Annotated in this window: 13 protein-coding genes and 1 other annotated feature; all 13 genes read left to right on the top strand. The window is 47.0% G+C overall.

Annotation, left to right across the window (positions count from 1 at the left end; translation table 11 throughout):
• The first annotated feature begins 33 nt into the window (after nucleotides 1-33).
• The 13 genes from AB3N00_RS22655 to AB3N00_RS22595 all read left to right on the top strand — a co-directional run bounded on the left by AB3N00_RS22655 (nucleotide 34) and on the right by AB3N00_RS22595 (nucleotide 12592).
• On the top strand, nucleotides 34-1284 hold the full coding sequence (locus tag AB3N00_RS22655; protein ID WP_413036624.1) for an Rne/Rng family ribonuclease: 1251 nt from the start codon (nucleotides 34-36) through the stop codon (nucleotides 1282-1284).
• A gap of 56 nt (nucleotides 1285-1340) precedes the next feature.
• Nucleotides 1341-1425, top strand: a sequence feature (ribosomal protein L21 leader region).
• A gap of 14 nt (nucleotides 1426-1439) precedes the next feature.
• Nucleotides 1440-1751: a 50S ribosomal protein L21 gene (gene rplU / locus AB3N00_RS22650; RefSeq protein WP_095293319.1), complete on the top strand. Its 312-nt coding sequence runs from the start codon at nucleotides 1440-1442 to the stop codon at nucleotides 1749-1751.
• Between the two features lie 13 nt (nucleotides 1752-1764).
• Nucleotides 1765-2094 (top strand): ribosomal-processing cysteine protease Prp, encoded by a 330-nt coding sequence (locus AB3N00_RS22645; protein WP_413036623.1) that lies wholly within the window; start codon nucleotides 1765-1767, stop codon nucleotides 2092-2094.
• 23 nt (nucleotides 2095-2117) lie between these two features.
• A complete protein-coding gene (rpmA, locus tag AB3N00_RS22640; RefSeq protein WP_095293321.1) occupies nucleotides 2118-2429 on the top strand; it encodes a 50S ribosomal protein L27 in 312 nt (103 codons plus the stop codon).
• A gap of 161 nt (nucleotides 2430-2590) precedes the next feature.
• A complete protein-coding gene (locus tag AB3N00_RS22635) occupies nucleotides 2591-3328 on the top strand; it encodes a Spo0B domain-containing protein (RefSeq protein WP_413036622.1) in 738 nt (245 codons plus the stop codon).
• A gap of 15 nt (nucleotides 3329-3343) precedes the next feature.
• Nucleotides 3344-4654, top strand: a complete 1311-nt coding sequence (gene obgE / locus AB3N00_RS22630; protein WP_413036621.1) for a GTPase ObgE — start codon at nucleotides 3344-3346, stop codon at nucleotides 4652-4654.
• A 231-nt stretch (nucleotides 4655-4885) separates the two neighbouring features.
• Nucleotides 4886-5323, top strand: coding sequence for an ACT domain-containing protein (locus tag AB3N00_RS22625; RefSeq protein WP_024633956.1), 438 nt, complete (start codon nucleotides 4886-4888; stop codon nucleotides 5321-5323).
• A gap of 111 nt (nucleotides 5324-5434) precedes the next feature.
• On the top strand, nucleotides 5435-6721 hold the full coding sequence (locus AB3N00_RS22620; RefSeq protein ID WP_413036620.1) for a homoserine dehydrogenase: 1287 nt from the start codon (nucleotides 5435-5437) through the stop codon (nucleotides 6719-6721).
• 107 nt (nucleotides 6722-6828) lie between these two features.
• Entirely contained in the window at nucleotides 6829-7899 is a 1071-nt protein-coding gene (gene thrC / locus AB3N00_RS22615) for a threonine synthase (protein ID WP_175394378.1), read from the top strand.
• The gene (thrB, locus tag AB3N00_RS22610) at nucleotides 7896-8864 is read left to right on the top strand and encodes a homoserine kinase (RefSeq protein ID WP_413036619.1); all 969 of its coding nucleotides are present in this window, start codon (nucleotides 7896-7898) and stop codon (nucleotides 8862-8864) included. The genes thrC and thrB overlap by 4 nt, the downstream gene beginning before the upstream one ends.
• Complete coding sequence (gene pheA / locus AB3N00_RS22605) at nucleotides 8861-9742, top strand: prephenate dehydratase (RefSeq protein WP_413036618.1); 882 nt, start codon at nucleotides 8861-8863, stop codon at nucleotides 9740-9742. The genes thrB and pheA overlap by 4 nt, the downstream gene beginning before the upstream one ends.
• 143 nt (nucleotides 9743-9885) lie before the next feature.
• Nucleotides 9886-10770, top strand: a complete 885-nt coding sequence (ilvE, locus tag AB3N00_RS22600) for a branched-chain-amino-acid transaminase (protein WP_413036617.1) — start codon at nucleotides 9886-9888, stop codon at nucleotides 10768-10770.
• Nucleotides 10771-10966: 196 nt separating this feature from the next.
• Nucleotides 10967-12592, top strand: coding sequence for a LysM peptidoglycan-binding domain-containing protein (locus AB3N00_RS22595; RefSeq protein WP_413036616.1), 1626 nt, complete (start codon nucleotides 10967-10969; stop codon nucleotides 12590-12592).
• The last annotated feature ends 511 nt before the right edge of the window (nucleotides 12593-13103 follow it).

Below are 13103 nucleotides of genomic sequence, written 5' to 3'. Positions count from 1 at the left end.
GGATGAATTGAATTGTCTTCTAGAGGTGAAGCCATGAAACAAATGATCGTACATAATGAACACAACCTCATGCAAATGGCGCTTCTGGAAGAAGGCAAAGCTGTGGAATTCACGGCAGAACGTACGCGTGAACGCGGGCTGCTTGGTTCGTTTTTCAAAGGGCGGGTCGTCAACGTGTTACCGGGTATGCAGGCTGCTTTTGTGGATATTGGTCAGAAAAAAAATGCCTTTCTATATGTCGATGATGTCCTGCATCCGCATTTGGAAAAACAACCCAAAGTGAAGCCTTCGATCTCCGAATTGCTTCGTCCGGGTCAGGATGTCATCGTTCAGGTTCTGAAAGAACCTGTAGGAAGCAAAGGAGCCCGGGTGACGACACACTACTCACTGCCGGGCCGATGGCTTGTCTACATGCCAATAGCGGATTACGTAGCCGTCTCCAAGAAGATTGCCCGTGAAGGGGATCGTTCTCGCCTCAAGGCACTGGGTGATCAGCTCAGGCGGGATGAGGAAGGGCTCATTATACGAACCGTATCGGCAGAAGAGCAGCGGGAAGCGATTGAGACTGACTTGGAAACGTTGCGTGAACAATGGCGCTTGATTCGCGAAAAAGCAGATAGTTTGCCTTCACCGAGCCTGTTGCATCGGGATCACAGCATGGTACAGCGAATTATCAGGGATGTGTACACACCGGGCAGTGATGAAGTCATTACTGACAGTGAAGGACAAGCCCGCGAAGTGACGGCTTTGCTTGAGGAAATCTGTCCTGGCCATCAGCCGAAAGTACAGGTTTACCGAGGCTCGGAGTCAATCTTTGCTGCGTATGGGGTTCTGGAGCAGCTCAACAGGGATTTTGCACGTAAAGTGTGGCTTCCGGGTGGGGGCTATATTGTTATTGACCATACAGAGGCGCTTACCGTGATAGACGTCAATACTGGCAAGTTCACTGGAGGCGGTGGCGATAGCCTTGAAGAAACCGTAACGGAAACCAACATGCAGGCAGCGGTTGAGATTGCGCGTTTGATGCGTCTGCGGGATATTGGCGGCATGATTATTGTGGACTTTATTGATATGGAGGAAGCGACCAATCGGCAGGAAGTGGCTGCAACGCTGGAAGCTGAACTGAAAAAAGACCGAACCAAGGCGTTTGTAATGGGCTGGACCAAACTGGGTCTGCTGGAGCTTACCCGCAAAAAGGTCCGGGAAGAAAGTACACTTCCTTATGTGGAGCCTTGTTCTTCCTGCCATGGTACAGGTAAAAGATATATTTCACCATTGCATTGATTTTTATTATAGTTGGTGGTATAATCATCAGGTATGTGTTTAGCCAAATGGTCTTGCACATGCTGTAACCGCACTGGCCGGGTACAAGAACAGCTCCGCAAGGAGGCTGTCACCTGAGACCGGGCGAGTCTGAGACATGAGGAGGTGCAAGGCAAATGTACGCAATTATTGAAACAGGCGGCAAACAGTACAAAGTCCAAGAGGGCGATGTTCTGTTCATCGAGAAATTGACTGCGAACGATGGCGAAAGCGTAACGTTCGACCGTGTCCTGGCTGTATCTAACGATCAAGGTTTGACAGCAGGTACACCATTGGTTTCCGGAGCTACTGTAACGGCTAAAGTGGAGAAACATGGCAAAGGTCAAAAGGTTGTTGTATACAAATACAAACCGAAAAAGAACTACCATGTGAAGCAAGGTCACCGTCAACCGTACACTAAAGTAACTATCGAGAAAATCCAAGCGTAAGAGGGTGCGATAAGTGATTATCGTTCAAATCTTTCGTAACGATGACGAGAGTATCGATCGCTTTTCCATCAAAGGGCATGCCAATTATGCCAAGCGGGGAGAAGATATCGTATGTGCCGGGGTATCTGCTGTTACAGTGGGTACGGTAAACTCGATCGAAACATTGACTGGTGTTGAAATGGACGCCAAGATGAAGAATGGCTTTCTAAGCGCTTCTTTACCAATGCTGGAGAGAGATGAAACTTGGCCCCAGGTGCAATTGCTGCTCGAATCCATGGTTCTTATGCTCACTGATATTGCAGAGTCATACGGGAAGTATATTAAGATAGAGCAACTCAAATAAGTAAAGAAGGAGGACAACCAATCATGTTGAAATTAAATCTTCAGTTATTCGCATCGAAAAAAGGTGTAGGTTCCACGAAGAACGGTCGTGACAGTAGAGCGCAACGCCTTGGCGTTAAGCGTGCTGACGGTCAAACAGTAACTGGTGGTAGCATTCTCGTTCGCCAACGCGGAACGAAAATCCACCCAGGTACTAACGTGGGTATCGGTAAAGATGACACTTTGTTTGCGAAAGTGGACGGCGTTGTGAAATTCGAACGTTGGGGACGCGATCGTAAAAAAGTAAGCATCTACCCTGTGGACGTTGCTCCAGTAGCAGCTGCAGTAAAAGCATAATATCGGCATTCCGCCTAAGGAGCCTTCGGCAATTTTGCCGGAGGCTCTTTGTATTTACGGTGGTATAAATGTTTTCGATAATGAACTGGTAGAAAAGACATGTTATACTTGGTTACGGTGGGGTTTAAAACCAACCGAGTTTTGTAGAACGGGGAGAAGCCATGAAATCTTGGAAAAGAGTGCCGTGGATCGCGGCATGTTCACTTCTGATTCCTTTGGTTTTCGTTATGCTGTATCCGGCAGCCATTTCGGGTGCTGTATGCGCATTGTGGTCCGTGGCTGTGCTCTTTATTTCGATGAATGTGATGAAGAGACAAGCAGAAGCGGAACGCAGAACCATCATACAATCTATGGAAAAGACAGCAATTGCATCATTAAATCATCATCGGCATGATTGGATGAACGATCTTCAGGTGTTATATGGATATCTTCGGCTGGGCAAACTTGATAAATCCGTGCAATGTGTGGAAAGAATAAAAGAGCGGGTAAACGAGGAGAGCCGCATTTCCAAATTAGGCATTCCCTCACTCGTTTTTTATCTGCAGTCGTTCCGTGCCAGTGGAGTTGCTCTGGAATTGCATGTGGAAGTCGAGGAAGAGTTGCAGCTTAGTGCTCTGGTCTCTCCCGAGGATGGCGAGTCGCTTACGGGGGCAATTGCAGATGCAATCAGAGCCTATCAATACGGTGGCGGCCGGTCGTCTTGGGGAGAGGTTCGCAAACTGACCTTGAACTTCGGACAGGACCATGGGGATGTGGTTGTTCGACTGGATGGGGATCAAACACCTGATCCGGAAACATTGCGGCAGCTTAATGCCGTACTCAAAGGAAAAAAAGTCAGAACGGAGCAGCTTCCGTCTGAAGACACGTTTATACAATTCAGAATGCCGTGTGGAATATAGGAAGAAGGGGTAGCCATGTTTGTTGATAAAGCGAAGATTTATGTAAAAGCAGGAGATGGAGGAGACGGGATCGTTTCCTTCCGTCGGGAGAAGTATGTGCCTGAAGGTGGACCAGCAGGAGGCGATGGAGGCAAGGGTGCCGATATCATTTTCCGTGTAGATGAAGGTCTGCGTACGTTGATGGATTTCCGTTACCAGCGCCATTTCAAAGCGAAGCGCGGAGAGAAAGGCCGTAATAAAAGTCAGCACGGTGCCAATGCAGAGAATATGATCGTTCGTATTCCACCGGGAACTGTCATTATGGATGATGACAGTGGAGAAGTACTGGCAGACCTGACACGTCATGGCCAACAGGTTGTTGTTGCACGTGGTGGCCGAGGCGGCCGGGGAAATATCCGGTTTGCTACACCTAACAATCCTGCCCCGGAGCTTGCGGAAAATGGTGAAGAGGGCGAAGAACGTTATATTGTGCTTGAGCTTAAAGTTATGGCAGATGTTGGCCTGGTAGGGTTCCCGAGTGTCGGAAAATCCACACTGCTGTCTGTCGTATCGGCGGCGAAGCCGAAGATCGGAGCTTACCATTTCACTACGATTACTCCTAACTTGGGTGTAGTCGGTGTAGGTGAAGGACGCAGCTTCGTCATGGCGGACTTGCCAGGGTTGATTGAAGGTGCTCATGAAGGAATCGGACTTGGACATGAGTTTTTGCGGCATGTTGAACGTACCCGTATCATTGTTCATGTTGTGGATATGTCCGGTTCAGAAGGACGGGATCCGTTTGAGGATTGGGTGAAAATCAATGATGAACTGAAGCTGTACAACCCGGTGCTTGCGGAAAGACCTCAGATTGTGGCTGCCAACAAAATGGATATGCCGGAATCGGAAGAAAATCTGGAGCAGTTCATGCAAAAGGTCCGCGAGGTTCAACCGGATATTGAGATCATGCCGATCTCGTCCCTGACACGTAAAGGGATTCAAGAGCTCTTGTATCGTGCGGCGGATTTGCTCGATCAAATCCCGGACGAGGTTGTAGTGGAAGAGGTAGCGGACATATCCGAACGCAAGGTGTACAGTCTGGACAAGAAAGAGGACGAAGGTTTCCGTATTGTGCGGGAGAATGAAATCTTTGTTGTCGAGAGTGCCAAGATTGATCGCATGATGAAACGGATGCAGTTGAACTCGCATGAGGCCATACTTAAACTGGCACGTACGCTCCGTCATATGGGCGTGGATGAAGAGTTGCGTAAACGCGGGGCCGAAGAAGGCACGATTGTGCGCATTGGTGACTTTGAATTCGAATTTGTTGAAGGCAGCAGCTACTATTAAGTTCTGGCGTGTGAAGTGAGTTTTAGCTATGCTCATATAAACGCAGAGACGTGGGGAATCGACCCGCGGCTCTGCGTTTTTTTGTTTTTCCTAACATGAAGCAGGGATAAACTTGTATACTGTGAGGAACGTATCTCAAAAAAATAGACATGTAACGTATTGCCCTTTTAGTGTAGATCCTTTATAATGTCCACTATATGAAAACATGAGTCTTTGAGGAGAGGACGTTCTGTGAATGAACGCTATTACTTAGTACGGGAAGACATTTTGCCAGAAGCTGTCGTGAAGACGATGCAGGTAAAAGAGCTGCTGGCTTCGGGAGATGTCAAAACAGTGCATGAAGCCGTAGAGCAGGTCGGATTAAGCCGGAGTGCCTTTTACAAGTACAAGGATGGAATCCACTTAATCAACCAGCTTGAACGGGAAAGAATCGTTACCATCTCGATTGACCTGGAGCATCAGTCCGGTATACTGTCTCGTGTGTTAGGACATGTGGCTGGATATGGGGCCAACGTACTCACCATTAACCAAAGTATCCCGCTTCAGGGGAGAGCCAATGTTGTTATATCGGTCGAGACGTCACATCTCCATGGAGAGATCGGTGAAATGTTGGATCGGATGCAGGATATGCCTGGAGTTCGGCGCACACGGATTGTAGGTCAGGGCTAACTGAAATTTATCTCATAAATGTTCGAATATATGCTTAACTAAACTGCTTTATTGTACATAGAAAGTGTACAGGAATAGCAGACGTAAAAGATATTAGGGGGTAGATCGTTAGTGAAGCCAGTGAAAGTGGGATTGTTGGGACTGGGAACGGTAGGTACCGGTGTCGTTCGCATTGTGGAAGGCAATCAGGAGGATCTGAGCAGTCAGGTTGGTTCACCAATTGTCATTGAAAAGATTTCCGTTAAAAACACGGACAAGGATCGTGTCATTGCTGTGGATCGTGCCAAACTGACAGAAGATCCCTGGGAAGTGATTCGCCACCCGGACATTGATGTGATCGTTGAAGTAATGGGCGGTATTGACCAGACGAAAGAGTATATTCTTGAAGCGCTGGAGCGGGGTAAACATATCGTCACAGCAAACAAGGATCTGATGGCTCTCCACGGTTCGGAGATTTTGGCAAAGGCGCAGGAGAAGAAATGTGATGTCTTCTATGAAGCCAGTGTAGCCGGGGGGATCCCAATTATCCGCACACTGATTGAAGGTTTCTCCTCTGACCGGATTACCCGCATTATGGGGATTGTGAACGGAACTACGAACTTTATTTTGACCAAAATGAGTCAGGAAGGTGCCTCCTATGGAGAGGTTCTCGCAGAGGCACAGGCTCTGGGTTATGCAGAAGCAGATCCGACTTCGGATGTGGAAGGTCTGGATGCCGCTCGCAAAATGGCAATCCTGGGAACACTGGGCTTTCGCACCAATGTGGAGCTGCAGGATGTAACCGTTAGTGGTATTTCATCTGTAACCCGTGAAGACATTACGTATGCCAGAAGACTCGGCTACGAGATGAAACTGCTTGGGATCGCGGATTGCCGCGATGATGAGATCAACATCAGTGTTCAACCAACCATGGTCAGACAGAGTCACCCGATTGCTTCTGTTAATGGTGTATACAATGCGGTGTATGTCCATGGGGAAGCAGTGGGCGAGACGATGTTCTACGGTGCGGGTGCGGGCGAACTTCCAACGGCAACTTCCGTAGTCGCAGATTTGGTCGCTGTCATCAAAAATCTGAAGCTCGGCGTAAATGGACTCAAAGCCATCGTCCCTTACAAACAAAAACGTCTGCAGAGCGATGAGCAGATTATGTCGAAAAACTTCATTTTGCTGCACGTGGACGACAAAGCGGGCGTTTTGGCACAGATCACGCAAATTTTTGCCGAATATGAAGTCAGTCTCGCTTCTGTAGTTCAACAGCCAAATGAGCATAACCCGGATGCCGAGATCATTATTGTTACACATAATGCAAGCAAGGCAAGCATGGATAAAGTGTTGAAGCACTTTGAATCGCTTAGTGTCATTCGTCGCATCAAGAGTGTATATCGGGTTGAGGGTTAGGTTGCATTTCATTTCTCGTTAGGATTCCAATTTTAAATGTACACGTTTAATTATATAGATGCAGGTCTTCATATTCGTATTATTTAATCATAAAGGAGCTTACTACAATGAGATATCAAGGATTGCTGCAAACTTATAAAGAGTACCTTCCGGTCAATGAAAATACACCTATGCTCACGCTTCAGGAAGGGAATACACCTCTGATTCATGCTGAAAACCTGTCCAAGGAGCTTGGACTGAATTTATATTTCAAATACGAAGGCTTGAACCCAAGCGGTTCTTTTAAAGACCGCGGAATGGTAATGGCTGTTGCCAAAGCCATGGAAGAGGGCAGCCGTACCATCATGTGTGCCTCGACAGGAAATACTTCAGCTGCAGCAGCTGCATATGCGGCACGTGGTGGCCTGAACTGTATCGTATTAATTCCAAATAACAACATCGCGCTGGGCAAATTGGCTCAGGCCATGATTTACGGAGCCAAAGTGATTGCGATTAACGGTAACTTTGACCGTGCACTCGAAATTGTACGTGAGATTACAGCCAAGCACCCAATTACGCTGGTAAACTCCGTGAACCCTTTCCGGATTGAAGGTCAAAAAACCGCTGCATTTGAAGTTGTTGACCAATTGGGCCAAGCACCTGACGTTCTCGCAATCCCAGTCGGCAATGCGGGTAACATCTCAGCCTACTGGAAAGGCTTCAAAGAATATAAAGAAGCAGGAAAATCGGATTCCCTGCCACGTATGGTTGGTTTCGAAGCGGAAGGAGCGATGGCGATCGTTAAAGGAGAGCCGATTCTTGAGCCTGAGACTGTAGCCACGGCGATTCGCATTGGTAACCCGGCTAGTTGGAAGACGGCTGTAGCCGCGGCTGAGGAATCTGGTGGACAGATCAATTATGTAACAGACGAAGAAATTTTGACAGCATACCGTACCATTGCAGCACGGGAAGGCATCTTCGCTGAACCGGCATCGGCTGCCTCAGTTGCAGGAGTATATAAACTGAAGCAGGAAGGATACTTTAAAGGCGGAGAGACAGTTGTTTGTGTCTTGACGGGACATGGCTTGAAAGATCCGAACATCGCAATCAAAACGGTTGCAACAGAGCCGCTGGTTGTAGAAGATTCGGAAGAAGCGGTTATGGCGGCCATTGCACAGCTGGAGCAGCAATCTGTATGAGCTTGCAGCAAAGAGTTACAGTAAAAGTACCCGCAAGTACAGCCAATCTGGGCCCGGGGTTCGATACCCTGGGCATGGCATTGTCTTTATATGCCTGGATTGAGATGAAACCGGCTGATCAGACTGTGTTCCATTTACATGGAGAACATCTGACTGGTTTGCCAACAGATCATTCCAATCTGATCTACGAAGTTGCACAAATGGTATTCAAAGAAGCAGGAGTTTCTGTACCTGAATTGGAGATTTCCATGTATTCGGATATTCCTCTTACCCGCGGACTGGGTAGCAGTGCATCTGCTATTGTTGGTGCACTCGCTGCTGCGAACGCGTTAATTGGAGCTCCGTTATCGGAAGACAAGCTTATGGATATGGCGACTTCGCTGGAAAAGCACCCGGATAATGTTGGTGCTTCGCTATATGGCGGGATCATCACGGCAGCGTGGGATGGTAGTCGTGTAGATTATATTCGCATCGAGCCTCACCAGGATCTGCAGACATTGGTCATCGTGCCGGACTTCGAGTTGTCGACTTCAAAAGCAAGAAATGTGATTCCGCAGCAGTTTGATAAGTCGGATGTCGTGCATAATATAAGCAGATCTTCCTTGTTAGTTGCGGCCCTGGCAAGCGGTCGGCTGGATATGATCCAGAAAGCAATGTCTGATCGTATCCATCAACCCTATCGGGCATCCTTGGTGCCGGGAATGACTGAAATTTTGGAACATGCTGTGCAACATGGCGCTTTGGGAGCTGCACTCAGTGGAGCTGGTCCCACTGTTCTGACACTGGTAGATCGGCATGATATTCGCAAAGCGGACCTAGAGCAGTATTTGATGGAGACCATGAGCAGTGAGGGCATTACTGCGACGGCCTTGTGGCTGGATCCGGATTTGGACGGCGTAACCGTACTGTCTGATCAAGATGAACGTCCTTTTTTGGACAGAATTAAAGGGGAAGTTAATGCATGAAACGAATTGCCGTATTACCTGAAGGCTCAGTTTCCCATGAAGCCGTAGAATTTCTGTTTAATGGGGAACCGCTCGAGTTGCTTCATTCCAAGCTGATTTCTGATGTTTTTCGTGCTGCGGATAGCGGGAAATCACAATATAGTGTAATTCCTATTGAAAATACAATTGAAGGTTCCGTTAGTTTGCATATGGACTGGCTGGTTAACGAAGTGGATATTCCGATGCAAGCCGAGTGGGTCTATCCCTCCATACAAAATGTTATCGGGCATGGTTCCGAGTTCATTGATGAGAGTGGTGCATATGACTTTGGGAAAATTACCAAGATCATGTCTCATCCGGTAGCCATTCCGCAATGCCAGAACTTTATCCGTCTTCATTCCCCGGAAGCTGAGCTTGAGGGTGTTAACAGTACAGCAGAAGCTGTGGAACTGGTGAAAAAGAATCCGGGCAAAGGCTGGGTGGCTATTGGCACCCGGCTTGCCGCACAAAAGCATGGATTGGACATTATGGCTGAACGGGTAACCGATCATGACAACAATTACACCCGTTTTTTGCTGATTGGTCATGAGCCCGTGCAGGTACAACGTGAGCCGGACCATGTAAAAACGAGCTTGCTGGTCACGCTGCCTGAAGATGCACCGGGTGCCCTGCATCAGGTGTTGTCTGCATTTGCCTGGAGGAAGCTGAACTTGACAAGACTGGAGTCACGTCCTACCAAGAAACGGCTGGGCAGTTACTATTTTTATATCGATGTTGAGGAAACGGTAGAATCCGTGTTGCTTACAGCAGCCATGGCTGAGATCGAGGCTTTGAATTGTCAGGTCCGTGTTTTGGGCAGCTATCCATGTTATACATATCCTTCATTGAAGACCACCTAATAATAGGATAGAATTCAGCCTAGGGTTGACATCGAGGCGGGTAAAAAGTGCACGTAAAGGCTTGTCATTTGTTGTACAATAAAATGGAATAATTCAAGAATCGGGATTCAATGGTTGGAAATTTAACGGAGGTGCAGTCATCCATGTCAGAACAGTGGATTTATTTGGATGGTCAATATGTGACCAAGGAGAACGCAACCGTTTCTGTGTATGATCACGGCTTTTTGTATGGGGACGGAATTTTCGAAGGCATTCGGATCTATAACGGTAACATTTTCAGATGTAAGGCACATTTGGACCGTCTGTATGATTCGGCAAAATCAATCAGTCTAAACATTCCTTTATCGTATGATGAAATGCTCGAAGTTATGGCGGAAACGGTTCGTCGCAATGATATGCGTAACGGCTATATTCGACTGATCGTATCGCGTGGACCTGGTAATCTGGGTCTGGATCCGCTGCGCTGTCCGAAGGCATCGGTTATTATTATTGTAGAGCAACTGGCGATTTACCCAGAAGAAGCGTATCTCACGGGTTTGAAGGCCGTATCTGTATCCCAGCGACGGAATATCCCGGATGCGCTCAATCCGAAAATTAAATCACTCAACTATCTGAATAACATACTTGTTAAAATTCAGTCCAACTATGCAGGTGTTGGTGAAGCGATTATGCTGAATTCTCAAGGCTACGTTACTGAGGGCTCAAGTGATAATATCTTTATTGTTAAAAATGGTGTTGTCTATACGCCGCCTTGCTACCTGGGAGCTTTGGAAGGGATCACACGTCAGGCTATCATTGATCTGTGTGGCGAATTGGATCTGGAACTAAAAGAAGTTCCTTTTACCCTGCATGATGTGTACATCGCTGATGAAGTCTTTTTCACGGGAACAGCCGCAGAAGTCATCGCTGCATATAAGGTTGATGGAAGAACAATTGGATCGGGTGTAGCAGGCCCAGTCACGTTGAGATTGCTCGAAGCGTTCCGTCAAATTGTTGATAAAGACGGTTATAAGGTTTGGGAAGCTTAATTATTAAAAATATATTTAAATAATATAATGTCCTTCTTGTCCAATAAAATCTGTATCCCAATCAGGGGGCGGGTTTTAGAGGCGGGGAGGATTTTTTTTGTATAGTTGATGTCATTGGCCCAGTTCCTGCATAGGATGTAGTAACGGTATGGGCGAATGCACTGCCCAAGTATCACGTCTAGGAGGTTAGTTCCCCGTGAAAATACACATGGTGAAAAAAGGCGACACGTTATATTTACTGTCCCAAAAATATAATGTGGGCCTGGACAAAATTATTGCGGCTAATCCGCAAATTGCCGATCCCGAGAAGCTGGATATCGGTATGAAAGTCAAAATTCCTGCAGAGCCTGTAACACCGAAACCGGAAGGAATATTGCACAGCCACAAAGTCCAACAGGGAGATTCCTTATGGAAGCTGTCTCAGGCTTGGGGAGTTCCATTGAAGGATATGATCAACGCCAATCCTCAATTGAAAAACCCGAATGCACTGCTTGTAGGAGAGACCGTTTATATTCCATCCCAGCATCTTCAGGGGAATACGGTAGCAGGTAGTGAGGCGGGTAACATTGTCGCTCATGAAAAGCTGTCACCCGAAGGGAAAGATTACACGGGAGTCAAAGAAGAGCCAGCACCAGCACCACCAGCACCGGTAACGCCTAAGCCTGTGGAAGAAGCGCCAGTTCCTGCTCCGACACCAGCGCCTACACCTGTTCCTCCAAATCCTGTCATGCCTAATGTCATGCCTGAACTGGAAGTACTGCCACAACTGCCGGAGATTCCTGAAGTTAAGCCGGAGAAGGAGCCTGAGAAAAAAGAACAGGTTGCTCCAGCGGCCGAAGTAGCGCCACTGCCGGAAGTGCCAACGTACACAATGCCCAATCTTTCTCCTGAAATTATGCCGCTACCAGTCATCCCCAATACCAAATCACCTTCTGTCGTATCTCCAGCAACCAAGTCGCCTTGCGGTTGCGGGAACAAATTGCATCATGCACCGGCAGAGCATCCATATGCTGAAATTCCGGTACCGGTCCAAGAGGTATATGCCGCTCCTGAATCGACCTATATTGCTGGGGTTAACCATAATTCAGGATTTCCTGGCTTACCCGAAGCTACACCGTATTCAGTAAGCCATTCACACCAAGGTCAATGGCCGGAGCACAACCATAACAATGTGATGCCGAACCTGGCTCCAGAGCTGCAGGGTAATGTTTATCCAACAGCGCCGGCAGCTCAAGTAAACAGCCCATTCCCTCCGTTTGTCGCTGATGCACAAATGAATCAGTCGCCATTTATTTCACCATATTCAACGCTTCCGTATCCGCCTTGTGGGTGTGGTGGACACATGCATACTCCACACTATGGTCATTATCCTGCACATACTTATCAGGAGCCGGCGTGGGGAATGTATAGCCCATACGACCCGTATGGTATGCAGTCCAACATGGGGCCGAACTTTGTACCAAGCCAACCCGTGGAATACGCCTATCAAAATCCATACCCTTCACAAAATATGGTACCCCCATCTCCGCTTGGAGCTTTTGGAGAATTGTATCCTTCACAAGGTAATGGAGGAAGTAAAAAAGGTGAACGGGAAGAGGCGGATTTAAGCAAGTCCAATGTATCAGGGGAAGAAGTAACAGATGCAGGCGGGAAAACGAAGCAAGCTTCTGCAAAAACCGGAACAGCGAAGCGCAGAACAAGTAAACCAACTGGGAGAAGAGCTTCCAAAGTATCCGTTTCATCTGCAAATGACAGACGTAAAACAGAAGCTGACAAACGCAATTCAACCCAAAAGCGTCGTAATCCCTGGATACAGTCATAGTCAACTAAATGGGATGGTCAATAACTGATTGCTAAAATAGTAACAAGCCAGCCTATGTAAGAAGGGCTGGCTTGTTACTATTAGCAGGATTGATCAGACTCAGTAAAGTGAGAAATATAAACTAGTAGTAAACGAAAAGTTGTAAAATAATTGTTAATTCGTTGTATTTGTGATAGTATATCAATACGTTTTATTTTATTGGATTTGAAAGAGTTAACGTGTGTCTGAAATCTATGAAATAAAAAAAAGAAAAAAACTGTTGCAATGGATTCACCGATATGTTATATTATTTAAGTCGCCGCTGAAACACAGCGCTGACGCGATAATGAGATAAAATGATAAGTTTGATCTTTGAAAACTGAACAACGAGTGAGTAACGATCTTGCTTGCAAGATCGACGCTGAGAAATCGGTATAAGTCATTTGACTGTATGATTTCGAAGCACAATTGAGATTTTTAATCTCGTCAGATTCAAAATGAGCTAATCGCTCTTTTCAATACTTTATTGGAG

It is taken from the genome of Paenibacillus xylanilyticus, assembly GCF_047246825.1.
Taxonomy (GTDB): Bacteria; Bacillota; Bacilli; order Paenibacillales; family Paenibacillaceae; genus Paenibacillus; species Paenibacillus xylanilyticus_B.
The sequence above is the reverse complement of the archived record's forward strand: the minus strand, read 5'-3'. Positions and strand labels throughout refer to the sequence as shown.

Excerpts from the sequence above, each read along its gene's own strand:
- pheA (WP_413036618.1), top strand. The coding sequence starts at position 8,861 with ATGAAACGAATTGCCGTATTACCTGAAGGCTCAGTTTCCCATGAAGCC.
- thrC (WP_175394378.1), top strand. The coding sequence starts at position 6,829 with ATGAGATATCAAGGATTGCTGCAAACTTATAAAGAGTACCTTCCGGTC.
- thrB (WP_413036619.1), top strand. The coding sequence starts at position 7,896 with ATGAGCTTGCAGCAAAGAGTTACAGTAAAAGTACCCGCAAGTACAGCC.
- AB3N00_RS22635 (WP_413036622.1), top strand. The coding sequence starts at position 2,591 with ATGAAATCTTGGAAAAGAGTGCCGTGGATCGCGGCATGTTCACTTCTG.
- obgE (WP_413036621.1), top strand. The coding sequence starts at position 3,344 with ATGTTTGTTGATAAAGCGAAGATTTATGTAAAAGCAGGAGATGGAGGA.
- AB3N00_RS22655 (WP_413036624.1), top strand. The coding sequence starts at position 34 with ATGAAACAAATGATCGTACATAATGAACACAACCTCATGCAAATGGCG.
- ilvE (WP_413036617.1), top strand. The coding sequence starts at position 9,886 with ATGTCAGAACAGTGGATTTATTTGGATGGTCAATATGTGACCAAGGAG.
- rpmA (WP_095293321.1), top strand. The coding sequence starts at position 2,118 with ATGTTGAAATTAAATCTTCAGTTATTCGCATCGAAAAAAGGTGTAGGT.
- rplU (WP_095293319.1), top strand. The coding sequence starts at position 1,440 with ATGTACGCAATTATTGAAACAGGCGGCAAACAGTACAAAGTCCAAGAG.